The sequence below is a fragment of the Rhodopseudomonas sp. WA056 genome (assembly GCF_010906995.1).
Classification (GTDB): domain Bacteria; phylum Pseudomonadota; class Alphaproteobacteria; order Rhizobiales; family Xanthobacteraceae; genus Rhodopseudomonas; species Rhodopseudomonas palustris_G.
The window spans coordinates 1-17,600 of sequence record NZ_QPFS01000043.1; the positions used below are offsets into that span (position 1 = coordinate 1).

At 64.3% G+C, this 17,600-nt stretch carries 14 protein-coding genes; 13 read left to right on the top strand and 1 reads right to left on the bottom strand.

The genetic code is table 11. From position 1 onward, the window contains the following. The 11 genes from DU475_RS10815 to DU475_RS10865 form a co-directional block, all read left to right on the top strand. The coding region (locus DU475_RS10815) for a M20/M25/M40 family metallo-hydrolase (protein ID WP_164632154.1) at positions 1-627 on the top strand (627 nt) is incomplete at its 5' end. Between the two features lie 108 nt (positions 628-735). Further along, positions 736-1,716, top strand: a complete 981-nt coding sequence (locus tag DU475_RS10820; RefSeq protein ID WP_235677238.1) for a VOC family protein — start codon at positions 736-738, stop codon at positions 1,714-1,716. A 64-nt stretch (positions 1,717-1,780) separates the two neighbouring features. Continuing rightward, positions 1,781-2,794, top strand: coding sequence for a quinone oxidoreductase family protein (locus DU475_RS10825; protein ID WP_164632156.1), 1,014 nt, complete (start codon positions 1,781-1,783; stop codon positions 2,792-2,794). Beyond that, the gene (locus tag DU475_RS10830) at positions 2,791-3,225 is read left to right on the top strand and encodes a PaaI family thioesterase (RefSeq protein WP_164632158.1); all 435 of its coding nucleotides are present in this window, start codon (positions 2,791-2,793) and stop codon (positions 3,223-3,225) included. The genes DU475_RS10825 and DU475_RS10830 overlap by 4 nt, the downstream gene beginning before the upstream one ends. A gap of 74 nt (positions 3,226-3,299) precedes the next feature. Beyond that, positions 3,300-4,907, top strand: a complete 1,608-nt coding sequence (locus DU475_RS10835) for an ABC transporter substrate-binding protein (protein ID WP_047309409.1) — start codon at positions 3,300-3,302, stop codon at positions 4,905-4,907. Positions 4,908-4,927: 20 nt separating this feature from the next. Then, positions 4,928-5,896, top strand: coding sequence for an ABC transporter permease (locus DU475_RS10840; protein ID WP_013502865.1), 969 nt, complete (start codon positions 4,928-4,930; stop codon positions 5,894-5,896). A gap of 3 nt (positions 5,897-5,899) precedes the next feature. Next, positions 5,900-6,757 (top strand): ABC transporter permease, encoded by an 858-nt coding sequence (locus DU475_RS10845; RefSeq protein ID WP_013502864.1) that lies wholly within the window; start codon positions 5,900-5,902, stop codon positions 6,755-6,757. 1 nt (position 6,758) lies between these two features. Continuing rightward, on the top strand, positions 6,759-7,763 hold the full coding sequence (locus tag DU475_RS10850; protein WP_164632160.1) for an ABC transporter ATP-binding protein: 1,005 nt from the start codon (positions 6,759-6,761) through the stop codon (positions 7,761-7,763). Then, positions 7,741-8,772, top strand: coding sequence for an ABC transporter ATP-binding protein (locus tag DU475_RS10855; RefSeq protein ID WP_013502862.1), 1,032 nt, complete (start codon positions 7,741-7,743; stop codon positions 8,770-8,772). Before DU475_RS10850 ends, DU475_RS10855 begins: the two co-directional genes overlap by 23 nt. Next, on the top strand, positions 8,769-10,307 hold the full coding sequence (locus DU475_RS10860) for a class I adenylate-forming enzyme family protein (protein WP_164632162.1): 1,539 nt from the start codon (positions 8,769-8,771) through the stop codon (positions 10,305-10,307). Before DU475_RS10855 ends, DU475_RS10860 begins: the two co-directional genes overlap by 4 nt. Next, on the top strand, positions 10,304-11,068 hold the full coding sequence (locus tag DU475_RS10865) for an SDR family NAD(P)-dependent oxidoreductase (protein ID WP_047309412.1): 765 nt from the start codon (positions 10,304-10,306) through the stop codon (positions 11,066-11,068). Before DU475_RS10860 ends, DU475_RS10865 begins: the two co-directional genes overlap by 4 nt. 523 nt (positions 11,069-11,591) lie before the next feature. Here DU475_RS10865 and DU475_RS10870 read toward each other — a convergent pair. Beyond that, positions 11,592-12,587: a helix-turn-helix transcriptional regulator gene (locus DU475_RS10870; protein ID WP_013502859.1), complete on the bottom strand. Its 996-nt coding sequence runs from the start codon at positions 12,585-12,587 to the stop codon at positions 11,592-11,594. Between the two features lie 299 nt (positions 12,588-12,886). Between DU475_RS10870 and DU475_RS10875 the strand changes: the two genes are divergently transcribed. Together DU475_RS10875 and DU475_RS10880 are read left to right on the top strand one after the other, a co-directional pair. Next, positions 12,887-14,980 carry a TonB-dependent receptor gene (locus tag DU475_RS10875; protein ID WP_164632163.1) on the top strand — a complete coding sequence of 698 codons (2,094 nt, stop codon included), beginning with the start codon at positions 12,887-12,889 and terminating at the stop codon, positions 14,978-14,980. A 191-nt stretch (positions 14,981-15,171) separates the two neighbouring features. Further along, the gene (locus DU475_RS10880) at positions 15,172-17,565 is read left to right on the top strand and encodes a TonB-dependent siderophore receptor (RefSeq protein WP_164632164.1); all 2,394 of its coding nucleotides are present in this window, start codon (positions 15,172-15,174) and stop codon (positions 17,563-17,565) included. Positions 17,566-17,600 lie beyond the last annotated feature (35 nt).

The following is a 17,600-nucleotide window of genomic DNA, read 5'->3' on the forward strand; positions in this document are numbered from 1 at the left end:
CAGATGGGCTCGGTCGACGAGATCATCATCACCATCGAAGGGCGCGGCGGTCACGCGGCACAGCCGCACGCGACGATCGATCCGGTCGTGGTGGCCGCTTCGCTGATCCAGGCCAGCCAGTCGATCGTCGCGCGCAACATCGATCCGTTGAAATCCGCAGTGGTCTCGATCACCCAGATGGCGGCAGGTGACGCCTTCAACGTCATTCCGCAGGTCGTCACACTGCGAGGTACGGTTCGCACGCTGGACGAGGCGACGCGTGACGCCGTCGAAGCACGGCTGCGCGATCTGACCGAAAGCGTTTCCAGGGGATTCGGCGCGACCGGGACGCTGTCCTATCTCCGCCACTACCCGGTGATGTGTAACGCCGAGATCGGCGTCGAGCGCGCGGTCGCCGCGGCGAGTACGGTCGCGGGCGAAGCTCACGTCACCGGCGATCTGTCGCCGACCCTGGGCGGTGAAGATTTCGCCTTCATGCTGAACGAGCGCCCCGGTGCGATGATCATGATCGGCAACGGCGACAGCGCTCCGCTGCATCATCCCAAGTTCGATTTCAACGACGACGCGATTCCGTGGGGCTGTTCGTACTGGACCACACTGGTTCGACAGCGGATGCCGCTCGCATGAGCCGAGCGCGCGAGTCCCGACGAGGAACGGCATTCTGAAAATCACCGCGCACAGAGACTGAACATCTCGAAACGCGCGCAAATATGGAGACCCGCTTCGACCGTTTCTTTGCAATACCCGTCGACGACGTTCGGCGAGGTGCAAAGCAACAATGAAGCGGGCTCGATTGCAGCCGAACGAGAATTGCAACCCGGACGTCCAGCCAACCGACAAGGAAATGGAATGCCTGAATCAGAGGATGGTCATCAGCGCGGCAAGCTGCCCGCTGAACTGGATCATGTCATCGTGCTCGTCCACGGAGACCTCGATGCCGCAGCCGCGGCGTACCAGTCGCTCGGATTTCAGTTGACGCCGCGCGGTCACCATTCGCTGGGCTCCTCGAACAATCTGGCGATCTTCAAGAACAACTACCTCGAGCTGTTGGGCTACGAGGCCGGCAAGAAGCAGCAACGGCCCGAGCAATGGCACGACCCCAAAGGGCTGTCGGGCATCGTCTGGCGCTGCCCTGATCCGGCGCGAGCGCAGCTCAACGTCGAGCAGGCCGGAGTGAAGGCGGAGCAACCGCTCGACTTCGTTCGGCCGGTCGAGACAGGGGATGGCGTCTTCGATGCGGCGTTCACAGTTCTGCATCTGCCCAGAGAGGGGTTCGACTACGGTCGCACGTTCTTCTGCCACCACAAGACGCCGGAGCTGGTGTATCGCCCGGAATGGCAGGTGCACGCGAACGGCGTGGAAAATATCAGCGAATTCGTGTTCTGCGGTGATGATCCGCGCGGTGCCCTCGATCTGTTCGAGCGGATGTTCGGTCCGGGCCTGCTGAAGGAAATCCCCGGCGGCTTCGGTTTCGATGCCGCCGAGGCGCGGGTCGTCGCACTCGACCGGCAGGCGGCGTCCGAGCGCTACGGCGCGGATGCGCCGCTGCCGGAGGCCGGCAAGACCCAAATGATCGGTCTCGTCTTCAAGACTAAATCGCTGGCGCAGGCTGAAGCCGCGCTGAATTCCTCCGGCGTGGCGTTTGGCACGGCCGGCGACGGGCTTCGCGTCGGTCCGGCGCACGCCTTCGGAGTGGTCATCGAATTTTCGGAATAGTCCGGCTCCAGCCGATCGCACGCGTGATCGGCGGCCAGGGTCAAAAATCACAAGGGAGAAGTCAATGCGTGCAGTGCTGCTTCATGAACACGGCGGTCTCGACAAGATGAGCTATGTCGAGGATTTCGTCGATCCGGTGCCGGGCGAGGGTGACGTGCTCGTCAAGGTCAAGGCGACGTCCTACAACTATCACGACATCTTCACGCGCCGTGGCATGCCGGGAATTCGGATCCCGATGCCGATCATCATGGGAATCGATATCGCCGGCGAAGTGGCGGCGTGCGGGCCCGGAGTCGAGGGCTGGAAGGTTGGCGATCGTGTGCTGATCGACCCGATCAACCGCGTCGAAGGCGGGCTGATGGGCGAGACCCGGCACGGCGGACTCGCCGAATATTGCGTCACGCGTGCTCACCAGTTGATCGCGCTGCCCGACGATGTCTCGTTCGAGCAGGCGGCGAGCCTGCCGGTGGCTTACGGCACCGCGCTGCGCATGATGACCACGATCGGCAAGGTGTCGGCCGGCGAGAAGGTGCTGATCCTCGGCGCCTCGGGCGGCGTCGGCATCTGCTGCGTGCAACTCGCCAAAGCCGCGGGCGCCTATGTGATCGCCTGCGCCGGATCTGCCGAAAAGGGCCAGCGGCTCACCGAGATCGGCGCCGATGAGGTCATCCTCTACAACGAAGTGGATTTCATGAAGGAGTGCCGCGCCCGCCACGGCAAGCCGCGCGCCGGCAAGGCTGCGGTCGGTTCAGGCGTCGACATGGTGGTCAACTTCACCGGCGGCGACACTTGGGTGCCCTCGCTGAAGTGCCTGCGCAAGGGCGGGCGGCTCGTCACCTGCGGTGCCACCGCCGGCTTCGATCCGACCGAAGACATCCGTTTCATCTGGACGTTCGAACTGCAGATCTTCGGTTCGAACGGCTGGGAGCGCGAAGACATCCTGAAGCTGTTCGACCTGATCCGCGCCGGCAAGATGAAGGCCGTGATCGACCGCACCTTCTCGTTGCAGAACGCCATCGAGGCGATGGGCGTGCTCGAAGACCGCAAGGTTCTCGGCAAGCTCGTGGTGACTCCATGAGCGGGGCGACGTCCCAGCAGCTCGACGTCGCCGGCTTGCAGGCGATGGCCGACAACGCGCCCTTCATCGCGTTCTGCGGCTTGCGGGTCACCGAGCTGGACCTCGAGCAGCAGGTGCTGACGATGCACGCGCCGTTCCGTCCCGAATTCGAACGTGGACCGGGCACCAAGCAGTGGCACGGCGGTCCGCTCGCCTCGATCATCGACACGGTCGGCGATTTCGCGATCGCCATGCTGGTCGGCGGCGGGATTCCGACCATCAATTTCCGGGTCGATTACCTGCGTCCTGCGGTCGACACCGGGCTGATCGCCAAGGCCACGGTGAGGCGTCTCGGCCGAACGGTCGGAGTCTCCGATGTCGATCTGTTCAACGACAAGGGCGCTCTGGTCGCGATCGGTCGTGGATCCTACGCGATCCCGGCCGGCGCCTGAGCCACGGCATTCTCCGTGGAGCAACCGCTCCGCGGCCAATCGACAACCCGCATTCGTCCCAACTGGAGATTTCCATGACTAGCAACATCAACAGACGAGTGTTCCTGGGCACGTCCGCCCTTGCTGCGATCGCCGCCGGTACGTCGTTTGGCTGGTCGTCGGGCGCGCAGGCGGCGCCGACGCCGAAGAAGGGCGGGGTGCTGGTCGCGACCTGGGGCGGATTCGAGCCGCAGGCGGTGTTCGTGCCCGGCGGCGGCGGCTCGAGCCCGCTGATCAGCTCGACCAAGATCCTCGAACCGCTGCTGCGCCAGGACAGCAAGGCCGAGTTCTTCCCGGTGCTGGCCACCGGCGTGAAGCCGTCGGCGGACTTCAAGTCGTACGACATCACCCTCAGGAAGGGGGTGACGTGGCACGACGGCAAGCCGTTCACGAGCGACGACGTCGTCTTCAGCATGAACCAGTACTGGACGCAGACGATCGCCAAGGCGGCACTCAAGAACTTCTCCGGCATCGAGGCGATCGACGACGGCGTTCGGGTGAAGTTCAGCGAACCGACGCCGGAATTCTTCTTCAAGTCGGTGCTGGCGACCGCTCCGGTGATTCCGAAGCACGTTTACGAGGGGACGGAGATCGCGACCAATCCGGCCAACAACGCGCCGGTCGGAACCGGCCCGTTCAAGTTCAAGCAGTGGGTGCGCGGCAGTCATATCGAATACGCCGCCAACGACAAATACTGGGACGCCGGCAAGCCGTATCTGAATGGTCTGGTGATGCGCTATTGGCGCGACGCGTCGTCCCGCACCGCGGCGCTCGAGGCAGAAGAGCTTCAGCTCGGCATCTTCAATCCGATTCCGGCGCCCGATATCGACCGGCTGGCCAAGACCGGCAAGTTCGAGGCGTCGACCGACGGCTATCTCGGCGCGGCCTGGGCGTCCACGATCGAGTTCAACAGCCGCCGCGACATCGTCAAGGATCCCGCCGTTCGTCGCGCGCTGCTGACCGCGATCGACCGGGAGACGATCGCCGACGTGGTGTATTTCGGCCGAGCCAAGCCCGGCACGTCATTCGTCAGCTCCACCAATCCGAAGTTCTACAACCCGAAGCTGCCGCGCTACGAGTTCGATCCGAAGAAGGCGGCGAAAATGCTCGACGACGCCGGCTATCCCAAGAAGGGCAAGTCGCGCTTCAAGGTGCATCTGCTTGCGGCGGGCTGGTTCGAGGAGAACGGCAAGGTCGGCCAGTTCGTGAAGCAGAACCTGGAGGATATCGGCGTCGAGGTCAATCTGACCGTGCCCGATCGCGCGACGTCGCTGAAGCAGATCTACGGCGACTACGACTACGATATCGCGCTGTCGAACTACGCCGCCCGGGTTGAACTGGTGCCGCAGCAGACCGACTACGTCTCGACCAGCGGCATCGTCAAGGGGGCGGCGTTCCGCAACGCCAACGGCTACTCCAACCCCGAGATCGACGCCATCGTCGCCAAGATGTCGGTCGAGACCGACGAAGCCAAGCGCAAGGAACTGGCCTTCAATTTGCAAGAGATCGTGGCACGCGATCTGCCGATCACCGTTCTGGTCGAGCTGATCTCGACCACGATGATGTCGAAGAAGGTCAAGGGCGTCGGCAATCGCGCCGACGTTTCAGCCGACAGCCTGTCGGACGTTTGGCTCGACGTTTGATTGCGAGAGGAGATGAATCGATGAAACGCTCGATCATACGCAGGCTGTTTCAGATCATCTCCCTGATTCTCGGCGTCATCGTGATGAACTTCACGCTCATCCAGATGGCGCCGGGATCGCTGCTCGACATCATGACTTCCGAGCAGCAGGTGACCGATCCGGCCACATTGGAGCATTTGAAGCGTCTGTACGGGCTCGACCAGTCGCCCCTCCAGCAATTGTTCAAATACACCTGGTCGGTGTTCAGCTTCGATCTCGGATATTCTTACCGGCAGAATGCACCGGTCTTCGACATCATCATGGCGCAACTGCCATCGACGTTGCTGCTGATGCTGACGTCGCTCGGGGTCGCGGTCACGCTCGGGATGATTGCCGGCGTCGTCGCCTCGGTGAAGGTCAATACGGTATGGGACGTTGTGATCTCGCTGGCGGCGGTGTTCTTTTTCGCGGCGCCGACGTTCTGGCTCGGCATCATGCTGATCATCTTGTTCGCCGTCCATCTCGACTGGCTGCCGGTGGGCGGCATGACGACGATCGGCGAACAGTTCGGGCCGGTCGGATACGTGATCGACGTGCTTCGGCATCTGATCCTGCCGGCATTGTCGCTCGGCCTGTTCTACGCCGCGATCTACACCCGGGTGATGCGCGCTTCGATGCTGGAGGTGTTCTCGCTCGACTTCGTCCGCACCGCGCGGGCGAAAGGACTCAGCAAGACACGCGTCATCGTCGCCCATGTGTTCCGCAACGCGCTGCTGCCGGTCGTCACGCTGCTCGGGCTTCAGCTCGGCACCGTGCTCGGTGGCTCCGTCGTGATCGAGGCCGTGTTCTCCTGGCCCGGCATCGGAAGTCTGATGCTCGACAGCGTCATGAGCCGCAACTATCCGGTCGTGCTGGGTGTCTTCGTACTCTCCGCCGTGGTCGTGGCGGTTGCCAATCTGTTGGTCGATCTCGCCTACTACCGGCTTGATCCGCGAATCCGGAGTCGATGACCCATGACGGTTCGTACCTCGTCCGCCTTCGTCGAATTCGCCGCGCGCTTCGCCCGCAATCGTGGCGCGCTGCTGGGAATGATCGTCATCGTCCTGGTGGTCGGGCTCGCGCTCGCCGCTCCGTGGTTGATCGACAAGAATCCGCTGCGCATCGTGTCGCGCCCGGAGGTCTGGCCGTTCACCAATCCGCGCTATCCGCTCGGAACGGATTCGATCGGGCGCAATATCTTCGCGATGATCGTCTACGGTGCGCGCACCACCTTGATGATCGGCATCGTCGCGGCGCTGACCGCGACGGTGATCGGCGTCGTGATCGGCGCCACCGCGGCCTGGTTCGGCGGCTGGATCGACGAGATCCTGACCCGGCTCACCGAGCTGTTTCAGACTGTCCCGAACATCTTGCTGATCATGACGGTGGTCGCGATCCTGGGGCAGTCGATCGACAATATCATCGTAGCGATCGGGATCACGATGTGGCCCGGCATCGCCCGGCTGACGCGCGCCGAATTTCTAACCCTGAAGAACCGTGAGTTCGTGCTGGCCTGCCGATCGATGGGCATGAGCAATCTTCGCATCATGGCGGGCGAAATTCTACCGAATGCGATTCCGCCCGTCATTGTCCTCGCATCGGTGATCATCGGCAGTTCGATCCTGTTCGAAAGCGCGATCTCGTTCCTCGGCCTCGGCGATCCCAACGTCGCGAGCTGGGGCGCGTTGATCGGCGATGGCCGGACCTTGATCCGACGGTCCTGGTACATCTGCGCCATTCCAGGGCTGGCGATCATGCTGACGGTGCTGGCGATGAACCTGATCGGCGACGGTCTCAACGACGCGCTCAACCCGAAGCTGAGGGACCGCTGAGATGACCCCGCTGCTCGAAATCCGCGACCTGCAGGTCGATCTGTTCACACGGCGCGGCGTGCTGCGCGCGATCGACGGGTTCTCTCTCGCGGTCGACCATGGTGAAACGCTCGGCCTGGTGGGCGAGTCCGGCTGCGGAAAGTCGATGACATCGCTGGCGATCATGGGACTGCTGCCGACGCCGCCGGCGCGGGTGACGGGAGGCTCCGTCCTGCTGGAGGGACGTGATCTCAACCGGTTGAGCGACAGCAAGATGCAGGCGGTGCGCGGTCGCGAGATCGGGATCATCTTTCAGGATCCGATGAGCTCGCTGAACCCGGTCTACACCGTCGGCTATCAGCTCGCCGAAGTGCTGCGCCGCCATTTCAAGCTCGACCGCCGAGCGGCCGAGAAGCGGGCCCTGGAACTGCTCGACCGGGTGCACATTCCGGATGCCCGGCGCCGGCTCGATGCCTATCCGCACGAGCTTTCCGGCGGAATGAACCAGCGCGTGGTGATCGCGATGGCGATCGCCTGCGAGCCGAAGCTGCTGATCGCCGACGAGCCGACGACGGCGCTGGACGTGACGATCCAGGCGCAAATCATCGAGCTGCTGAAGGAGATCCAGCGGGAATCGCGCATGGGGATGATTTTCATCACGCACGATCTCGGGGTGATCGCCGACGTCGCCGATCGGGTGACGGTGATGTATGCGGGCAAGAAAGCCGAGGAGGCGCCTGTCGATGCGCTGTTCGACGATCCGCGCCATCCCTATACGCGCGGGCTGATCGGCGCGACGCCCAAACCCGGCGACGAGCGGCGGCACCGGCTCGTCGAGATCCCCGGGGCGGTACCGGGCCTGGCCGAGCGACCGACCGGTTGCGCATTCGCCAATCGCTGTCCGTCGGTGTTCGACCGCTGCCGCGTCGAACAGCCTGCTTTGATCCATCAGGGCGCGCGACACCTGGCCGCCTGTTTTCTCGCTGCCGAAATGGAGAAACGCCATGTCGCTTCTGTCGGTGCGTAGTCTCGTCGTCGACTACCAGACGTCGTCCGGCACAGTTCACGCCGTCAACGACGTCAGCCTGGATATCGAGCCCGGCGAGACGGTTGGCCTGGTCGGTGAATCCGGCTGCGGCAAGTCGACCCTCGGCAAGGCGATCATGCATCTGATCCCGGCGACGGACGGGCAGATCGTGCTGGACGGCCAGAACATCACCAGCATGCCGGCTGCGGCGATGCGGCCGATCCGCGCGAAGATGCAGATGATCTTCCAGGATCCGCACAATTCGCTCAATCCGCGGCGGACCGTCGGCAACCTGATCGCGCAGCCGCTGCAGATTGCCGGCTACGACAAGGCGGCGATTGCGGCGCGCGTCGCCGAGCTGATGGCGCATGTCGGGCTGTCGCCGGATGCCGCGACGCGCTATCCGCACGAATTCTCCGGCGGTCAGCGTCAGCGCATCGGGATCGCGCGTGCGCTGGCACTCAAACCAAAACTGGTCATCTGCGACGAGCCGGTGTCGGCGCTCGATGTGTCGATCCGGGCCCAGGTGATCAACCTGCTGCAGGATCTGTCCGACAAGTTCGGCGTGTCCTATCTGTTCATATCGCACGATCTGACGATGGTGCAGCACATCGCCGACAAGCTGATCGTGATGTATCTGGGCCGCATCGTCGAGACCGGGGCGGCCGAAACGATCTGGAAGCACCCGGCACACCCCTACACGCAGGCGCTGCTCGCCGCGGCGCCGGTCGCCGATCCGCAACTGATGCGTGGCCGCCAGCGCTTCGTGCTGCAGGGCGATCTCCCCAGCCCGACAAATCTGCCGGAAGGCTGCGCGTTCTCGACGCGCTGTCCGTTCGTCACCGATCGCTGCCGTCAGGAGAGGCCGATCCTTCGGGAACTCGGCGAGGACCGCAAGGCGGCTTGTCACTACGATCTGGTCGACCGGCTCAAAGTCACGACGAACAATCCCACAGCATCCTTCGGCCGGCGGGTCGAGGGCAAGTACAAGGCAGGAGCACGGGCATGAGCTTCGGATGGAAGAATCTCGGAGATCTGGTGGATCGCTCCCGCGATCTGGATCGTCCGGCGATCATCGATCTGTGGACGACGGAGCCGCGGATATGGAGCCACGTCGAGATCGACAGACTGGCCAATGGGGTGGCGTCGTATCTCACCGCGCGCGGTTTTCCGCGCGGGACGACGGTGGCGATCCTGTCGTCGAACCGCGCCGAGTACCTAGCGGTGTATTTCGGGATCATGCGAGCCGGCTTCGTCGCGCTGCCGGTCAACACCAAACAGCCACCGGAGACGATCGAATTCGTGCTGCGTGATTCCGATTCGAAGTTCGCATTCGTCGATGCGGCGTCGCGGCGGCTGGTTCCGGACGGCTTCGCGGTGCTGGACTTCGACGACGACGGTCCGACCGGATTCGCCGCGACCATCGTGCCGGGCGACTTCGAAACGATCGAAGCGCGGCCCGGCGAGCTTGCGCAGATTCTCTACACCTCCGGCTCGACCGGACGGCCCAAGGGGGTTGAACTCAGCCACGACAGCCAGCTCTGGGCGTTGAGCACGAAGGTCGGTGATGCCGACGGCTCGAACGAGGTCTACATCATCGCGCAGCCGCTGTTTCACATGAACGGCCTGTTCGGCGCGAAGTGCATCTTCGCCAGCAATGCGTCCGTCGTGTTGATGCCGGGATTCGACGGCCGGCGCTATCTGCAGGCGCTCGCCGACTATCGCGTCACCGCCGTCACCGCTGTTCCGACCATGTTCGCGCGGCTGCTGCGGGAGCCGGATCTGCTCGCCGCCAACGACTACAGCCGGTTGAAGCGCTTGGCGCTGGCTTCGGCGCCGATTACCAGGGCGATGGCCGACAAGATTCAGGCCGCGTTCCCGCACGCCGCGCTCACCCACGGTTACGGCACCACGGAGGCCGGCCCGGCGGTTTTCGGCGCGCACCCGGACGGCAAGCCGCTGCCGCCGATGACGATCGGTTATCCGGTCGATCCGGCGATGGTGAAGTTGGTCGACGGCCCGGACGACAACGAGGGCGTTCTGCTGATGCGAAATCCGGCTCTGATGACGCGCTACCGCGGTATGCCGGAGAAGACGGCCTCGGTGATGCGGGACGGCTGGTACTACAGCGGCGACGTGATGCGCCGCGACCAGGATGGGTTTTACTATTTCATCGGCCGCGCCGACGACATGTTCGTCTGCGGCGGCGAGAACATTTATCCCGGCGACGTCGAGAAGATGCTCGAGACGCACCCCGCGGTGCGCCAGGCGGCGGTGGTTCCGCTCGCCGACGAGGAGCGGGGGCAAATGCCGGTCGCATTCCTGGTCCTGACCGATGGCCAGCATGCCACCACGGAGGAGATCAAGGCCTACGCGCTGCGGAATGGTCCGACCTATCAGCATCCCCGCCGTGTCAGTTTCGTCGCCGACCTGCCGTGGGCCGGAACCAACAAGATCGACCGCGCGGCCCTGATCCGCGAGGCGAAGGAGCTCGAAGCCAGGGGCGGGTGGTCGGTGTCGTCGGGCGCAGAGGTGGCCGCATGAGCCCCGCGCTTGCCGGCAAGACTGCACTGGTGACGGGGGCGAGCCGGGGCATCGGACGCGCCATCGCGGTCGCGGCAGCGCGCGAAGGCGCATTGGTCGCCGTGCACTATGGCGGCGACGCCGATGCGGCGCAGGCGACGCTGGACGCCGTCCGCGCCGAGGGCGGAGACGGCTTCGTGCTCAAGGCCGACCTTGCCGACAAGGCGGGGCCCGAGGCACTGGCTGCCGGATTCCTCGACGAGATCGAGCGTCGCACCGGCGAGCGCGCCTTCGACCTTCTGGTCAACAATGCCGGCTTCGGCGGCCGCTATCGGATCGACGAGGTCGACGGTGACATCTTCGACCGCATGATCGCCGTGAACCTGCGCGCACCTTTCTTCCTGACCCGCGCGCTGCATCCGGCGATCCGCGACGGCGGGCGCATCGTCAACATCTCGTCGATGGGAACGCGCGCGGCGTTTCCCGAGATGAGCATCTACGCGCCGTCGAAGGCGGCGCTGGAGACTCTGACCGTGGTGCTCGCCAAGCAACTCGGTTCTCGCGGCATCACCGTGAATGCGGTGCAGCCGGGCGCGACGGTGACCGACATGAATCCGCTCGACAAGGATCCTGAGCGGGCTACGGCCACCAGAGCCACGATCGCGCTGGGGCGCCTCGGTCAGCCGCAGGATATCGCTGCGGTCGTGATCTTCCTGCTGTCGGAGGCCGGCGGCTGGGTTACCGGCCAGAAGATCGATGCGTCTGGCGGTCAGCGGATATGAGCGGCATGCAGAGTTGCTATCCTTTCTGCGTAGCGTCGGACGTCTGGTCGACGCCTTTGAACGACGCCGGGATCGCGCTCTGCTGATCGGCCGCGCCCCCGAACTGCAGCTTGCCGTTTTCGCTCAGCGCGCATTCACCACACGCTGGAGCGCTTCATCGACTGATTGAAGCGGATTTGGACCTTGCCGAGGGGCCTAACGTCCTCATCCTGAGGAGCCCGGCAAAGCCGGGCATCTCGAAGGATGAGGAGCCGCATGCCTTGCCGCGCATGGTTCGAGACGGCGCTTCGCGCCTCCTCACCATGAGGTTGTGCCTGTTGTGAGCACTCCGAGCGCGGTGCGGTTTCTATCACAAACAGAACAACTCTAATGGTGGGATGTTCGTCCAGGGAAGGCGGGAAATCGATCTGGCCGGGGAAGGAAGGACGACTCCCGATTTTCTGACCCTTTCGGGCGCACGCCGGTCACAAGTCTCCACCACGCGCTGGCTCCGCCTATGGCAGGCTTATCAGAGCCGAGCAGCTCAGGAGTGTGATCGTATCTGTCGCGGTGTGATGCCGAACCGGCGCCTGAACGCCGTGGAAAAATTGCCCAAAGCTCTGTACCCGACCATGTGGGCGACTTCGCCGACCGAGAGCGCGCCGCGTTCGAGCATCTCACGCGCGTAGTCCAGCTTGCGGCTGCGCACGTAGTCGAAGATCGTCGTGCCGTGCAGCACGCGAAACCCGCGTTGCAGGCTGCCGGGGTTGAGGCCCGCCGCCGCTGCGATGGTTTGCAGTGTCAGCTCCTGGTCGAGATGGGCATCGATGAACGAGCAGGCGCGTTGCACGCAGCGGCGATGTGCCGGATGCAGCACGGCGCCCTCGAAGCAGGCCGAGGCGTCGGTGATTGCCTGCAGGGCGTCCGCGACCATCTCGATCGAGCGGGATTCGAGATACAGGCGCTCCAATGGGCCGGCGAGAGGCGGCGGATTGAGGATCTGCTCGGCGATCGCGATCAGACGCGGTGTCGCCTTCCAGCGCCGGGTGTTGAGATGGCTGCGAAGAAAGCGCAGCGCCTCGGCGCATGCCGGTGAATCCGCCAACGCTTCCTGGTCGAGCCATTCCGGGCTGAGCGTGACATTGACCTTGCGGATGTGGACGCCCCTGACCGACTGACGGGCGAAGCTGTCGGACTTCGAACGGGCGATCGCGATCGCTTCGATCTCGTGTGCGCCTTCCATGCTGCCGAGCTCCATCGGATGGCCGCCCAGGCAGACGTGGACGCAACCCTGCAGGAACAGCGCCACGGTGAGGCCGGGCGGCTGGGCCGCCTCGGTGTGCAGATCGTGTATCTCGCGCGTATCGGTTGTGTGCAGCGTCAATCCCTGCCGCAAGTGAATCCGGCGAAATTCTCCGACCAGGATCGGCGAACTACCTGCCAATCCGGGCGTCACCAGCCGAAATGCGCTGTCGGTGGCGCCGGCCAGACGCTTGAGATCGTCGGCGCTGACGACCTTCCGTTGCCGGTCCGAAAGCATCGATCACCCTTGAGCTTCAGGAGTTTCAAAGCGGCAGCATACACCAGCCCGGATCGGGATTGTCCTGCCTGCGACCTATAACGTCTCTAGATTAGCCGCCGGGCCGATCGCCGTGATGTCGGCGCCAGTCGGCGAACTGGAAGGATTTCAAGCTCACGCAAAGAAGAATGTCGTCCGCGCAACACTCCCGCCCATGGCCGCGAGGCGGCGCGTTGTCGTAACTCATCCCGCTAGTCGAACTCAGCAGTGGGGAATGAGTCATGCGAATTCGAGCGGCGACAAGTCGGCATCCGCGATCGATGGCAGGCCAATTGGCAGAGGCGCTTGGCGCACGCAGTATCGGCACGTTGTCGATCCTGTCCGCGATCGCCACCGCGCCGGCGTTCGGGCAGACGGCTGCGTCGTCGGCGGCGGGCGGCGGAATCCCGCTCGACGCGATCGTGATCACCGGCGAAAAGGTCGAGCGCGACCAGAAGAACACCGCCTCGTCGGTTTCGGTGATCACCCAGAAACAAATCGAAACGGAGAAGGCCGGCGACGCTTCTGTGTCGGAAGTGATCAACGGCGTTCCGAACGTGGTCTACACCGATACGGTGAGCGCGCCGGTGATCCGAGGGCAGGACACGCAGGGGCCGCTGACCGGCCAATACTCGTTCTGGGGCGGCACCGTGCCGCGCGCCACGATCAACCTCGACGGCCACTATCTCAGCTACAGCGAGTACTATTTCGGCGCCACCTCCGCCTGGGACGTCAAGAACATCGAAGTGTTCCGCGGCCCGCAAACCACGTCGCAGGGGGCGAATGCCATCGCCGGCGCGATCATCGTCAACACCAAGGATCCGACCTTCAAGCCCGAAGGCGCCTATCAGGCCGAGATCGGCAGCTACAACTCCCGGCGGACCTCGGTGGCGGTGTCGGGACCGCTGGTGAAGGACGAACTGGCGGCGCGGCTCGCGATCGACTATTCGGGCCGCGACACCTTCATCGACTACGTCAGCCCGAACTTCCAGCGGGGACTGACCGACCAGGATTTCCGGTCGCTCGACGCGCGTTTCAAGCTGTTGTGGCTGCCTCAGGCGATCCCCGGCTTCGAGGCGAAGCTGACCTACGCGCACAATTCCAGCAATCGTCCCGGCCAGGAGGCGGCGTCGCCGCCCTACGAGAAGCTGCAGCACGTCACAACGACGATGCCGACCTGGAACCAGGTCAACGACACCGGAATCTTCGACCTGAAGCACGATTTCTACAACGGGTTCAAGCTGTTCAACCAGATGCAGTACACTGGCTCGTCGGTCCATCGGGTCGCGCCGGTGGCCTCGAACGGCAATGCCGATATCGAGCGCAAGAACGTCTCCAACGAAACCCGGGTCACGTTCGGCGACCAGGGGTCGGAGCTCAGCGGACTTGCCGGCGTCTACTACGGCTACACCAAGGCCGACGAGATTCTGTATCTGAGCGGCGTCTCGACGTTCGATGATCGCAAGACCAATCTCGGCGTGTTCGGCGAACTGACCTACAGGCCCACCGACCGCTGGACGGTAACCGGCGGGCTGCGCTCCCAGCACGACCATATCCAGCGCGCCGGAGTGTCGGTCTATGCGCCGCAGCGGATCGATTACGACAATACCTTCACGGCGCTGCTGCCGAAGCTGTCGGTGGCCTATGCGCTCACGCCTGAACTGAGCGTGGGCGCGCTCGTCAGCCGTGGCTACAATCCCGGCGGCGTGTCGCTCAACCTCAACTCCCGGCAATGGACCACCTTCAAGGAGGAGTCGCTCTGGAACTACGAGTTGTTCACCCGCGCGAATTTGCTGAACGACAGGCTCACGGTGAACGGCAATCTGTTCTACATGGACTTCAAGAATGCGCAGTACAACATCCCGGTGGTGATCTCGACCGGGATCGCCCAGACCTACGTCATCAACGCCGAAAAGGCCCATGCCTACGGGCTGGAGCTCGCCGTCGACTACCGGATGATCGACAGCCTGACGCTGCGGGCGGGTGCCGGCGTGTTGCGCACCAAGATCGACGAGATCTCGAGCAACGTCAGCTACGAAGGCAACGAGTTCGCGCGATCGCCGGGCTATATGCTGAGTTTCGGCGCGAGCTGGGATGCCACCGACAAGCTCAACGTTTCGGGGCAGGTCCGTCACCTCGACAAATACTATTCGGATGTCGCCAACACGGCCAAATACGCCATCGATCCGTACACCGTGGCCGATCTCCGCGTCAGCTACAAGCTCTACGAAATGGCGGAGGTCTACGGCTATGTGAAGAACATCTTCGACGAGCGCGCCGCGACCTACATGCAGGAGAATCGTGGCATCGGCGGCATCGAGGCGAGCATGACGGAGCCGAGGATGTTCGGCATCGGCATGCGCGGAAGCTTCTGAGCGCGGCTGATGGCGAGGGCTCGATGCCGGCGGCTCGACCAGATTGCAGGCGCGGCTCGTGCGGATTGGAACGATTCCACGTTCCGGCAGAGAAAAATCGCCGCCGCGCAAAACTCGGGCTATGGCTGCGCTGCAGCACCTGCCGTAACTGATCCCGCTCATCAGCTTCATCAGCAAGTGGGGATCGAGTGATGCAGGAGCGGGGCGTGACGGCGCGGGAATGGTTGGCGGCCGTCGGCGGATTGGCGGTGACGTTGGCGGTGCCGGCAAACGGCCATGCCCAGACGGCGGCTCCGTCGGCGTCGGGCTCGTCGCTGCCCGCGGTGGTTGTCGATGCGCCGAGCCGCGCTCGTCCGGCGGCCCGACCGCAACCCGCGCGCAACGCCAATCGCGCCGCGGTTCGGCCCCAGCGCGGCGGCACCACGACGGCCGCGCCGCCCGCCGCGCCGCCCGCCGCGGCGGCCGCTACCAGCGCGGTGGAGTCCGCGACCGGTCCGGTCGCCGGCTACGTCGCCGGCCGCAGCGCCACCGGCACCAAGACCGATGCGTCGCTGATCGAAACGCCGGCGTCGGTGTCGGTGGTGACGCGCGATCAGATCAGCGATCAGGGCGCCCAGAGCGTATCGCAGGCGTTGCGCTACACCGCCGGCACCTTCGTCGATCTGCGCCCCGCAAGCCGCTACGACATCGTTCCGGTCCGCGGCTTCGGCAACAATAACGGCGTACTGCAGAACTTTGTCGGCTTCCAGGACGGGCTGAAGCTGCAGCGCGGCATTTCGTTCGCGGTGCCGACCGTGGACTCCTACGGCCTCGAACGCATCGAAGTGCTGCGCGGGCCGGCGTCGATCCTGTACGGCCAGTCGAGCCTCGGCGGCCTGGTCAACCTCGTCAGCAAGAAGCCGACCGAAAAGGCATTCGGCGAGATCGAACTCAGCGGCGGATCGTGGGATCGCAAGCAGGCGGCGTTCGATTTCGGCGGGCCGGCCGATGCCGAGGGCAAGTGGCTGTACCGAATGACCGGGCTGGTGCGCGACTCCGGCACCCAGGTCGACGATACCAAGGACCAGCGCTACATGATCGCGCCGGCGCTGACCTATCGGCCGAGCCTCAACACCTCGCTGACGGTGCTGGCGAACTACACCTACGATCCGAATAGCTGGTACAGCGTGTTCCTGCCGCAGCGCGGCACGGTCGAATCCAACCCCTTCGGTCAGATCCCGACCAGTTTCAACGCCGGCGATCCGACCTACGAAGTGTTCAGCCGCAAACAGGCGTCGGTCGGCTATCAGTTCGAACACCGCTTCAACAATGCGTTCGCGGTCCGGCAGAACGTTCGCTACATGAACCTCGCCACCGACTTTCAGGGCGTGTCGGTCAGCGGTTTCGGCGCCAACCTGCACACCCTGACCCGATCGAAATCCAAGGTGGTCGAGCAGGTCGACTCCTTCGCGATCGACAACCAGGCTGAAGCCAAGTTCCTGACCGGCGCCTTCAGCCACACCGTGCTGTTCGGTCTCGACTATCAGTATGCCGATGCCTCGCGGCTCCTCGGTTCGTCCACGGCGGTCCCGACCATCGACTTCCTCAATCCGGCGTACGGCACCGTCATCGGAACGCCGGCGTTCCAGACCGACGCGTCGCAGGTCAACACCCAGTTCGGCGTGTATCTGCAGGACCAGATCAAATTCGACCGGCTGGTGCTGATGGTGAGCGGACGGCACGATCGCGCCGGCTACGACTATCGGCAGACCACGCTGGCCACCAATGCCCGCACTTTGGCGTCGCAATCCGACGACGCCTGGACCTATCGGGTCGGAGCGCTGTATCATTTCGACAGCGGCTTTGCGCCGTATGTCAGCTACTCGACCTCGTTCGAGCCGGTGACCGGCACGGTGTTGAGCTATGACAAGACTGCGTTCAAGCCGACCACCGGCGAACAGATCGAGGGCGGCCTGAAGTACGAGCTGCCAGGCCGACTGCTGGCGACGGTCGCCGGTTACGAGTTGACCCAGCAGAACGTGCAGACGCCGGATCCGAATCCGACCCATCTCGGCTGCAGCGGCGTTGCCACCGCGCGCTGTAGCGTCCAGACCGGCGAGGTCCGCACCCGCGGTGTCGAGGTCGAGGTGAAGGGCAGCCTCGCGTTCGGCCTCGATCTGATCGGCTCCTACACCTACCAGGACATGAAGATCACCGCGACCAACACCGCCGCCGAGCTCGGCAAGCGTCCGCTCCAGGTGCCGGAGCACATGGCGGCGCTGTGGGGCATGTATCACCTCAAGCACGTGTCCTCGGGCGTGCTCGGCGGGCTGAGCCTCGGCGCCGGCGTGCGCTATGTCGGCGAAAGCTTCGGCAATTCGACCAACACCCTGGTGGTTCCGAGCTTCACCGTGGCCGACGCGGCGCTGCACTACGATCTCGGCTATCTGTCGCCGTCGATGAAGGGAACGCGGTTCTCGATTAACGCGACCAACCTGTTCGACAAGGTCTATGTCGCGTCGTGCGGCGTCGGCACCAGCTTCGATGCCGGCTGCTACTACGGCCTGCGCCGCACGGTGCTGGCGACGCTGCGGTATCGGTGGTGACAGCTCGGCATGAATGCGATCGGACAGACATCGAG

What these genes read in the sequence shown, in the direction of transcription:
- DU475_RS10825 (WP_164632156.1), top strand. Translation starts at nt 1,781, where the DNA reads ATGCGTGCAGTGCTGCTTCATGAACACGGCGGTCTCGACAAGATGAGC.
- DU475_RS10830 (WP_164632158.1), top strand. Translation starts at nt 2,791, where the DNA reads ATGAGCGGGGCGACGTCCCAGCAGCTCGACGTCGCCGGCTTGCAGGCG.
- DU475_RS10835 (WP_047309409.1), top strand. Translation starts at nt 3,300, where the DNA reads ATGACTAGCAACATCAACAGACGAGTGTTCCTGGGCACGTCCGCCCTT.
- DU475_RS10840 (WP_013502865.1), top strand. Translation starts at nt 4,928, where the DNA reads ATGAAACGCTCGATCATACGCAGGCTGTTTCAGATCATCTCCCTGATT.
- DU475_RS10845 (WP_013502864.1), top strand. Translation starts at nt 5,900, where the DNA reads ATGACGGTTCGTACCTCGTCCGCCTTCGTCGAATTCGCCGCGCGCTTC.
- DU475_RS10850 (WP_164632160.1), top strand. Translation starts at nt 6,759, where the DNA reads ATGACCCCGCTGCTCGAAATCCGCGACCTGCAGGTCGATCTGTTCACA.
- DU475_RS10855 (WP_013502862.1), top strand. Translation starts at nt 7,741, where the DNA reads ATGTCGCTTCTGTCGGTGCGTAGTCTCGTCGTCGACTACCAGACGTCG.
- DU475_RS10860 (WP_164632162.1), top strand. Translation starts at nt 8,769, where the DNA reads ATGAGCTTCGGATGGAAGAATCTCGGAGATCTGGTGGATCGCTCCCGC.
- DU475_RS10865 (WP_047309412.1), top strand. Translation starts at nt 10,304, where the DNA reads ATGAGCCCCGCGCTTGCCGGCAAGACTGCACTGGTGACGGGGGCGAGC.
- DU475_RS10870 (WP_013502859.1), bottom strand. Translation starts at nt 12,587, where the DNA reads ATGCTTTCGGACCGGCAACGGAAGGTCGTCAGCGCCGACGATCTCAAG.
- DU475_RS10875 (WP_164632163.1), top strand. Translation starts at nt 12,887, where the DNA reads ATGGCAGGCCAATTGGCAGAGGCGCTTGGCGCACGCAGTATCGGCACG.
- DU475_RS10880 (WP_164632164.1), top strand. Translation starts at nt 15,172, where the DNA reads ATGCAGGAGCGGGGCGTGACGGCGCGGGAATGGTTGGCGGCCGTCGGC.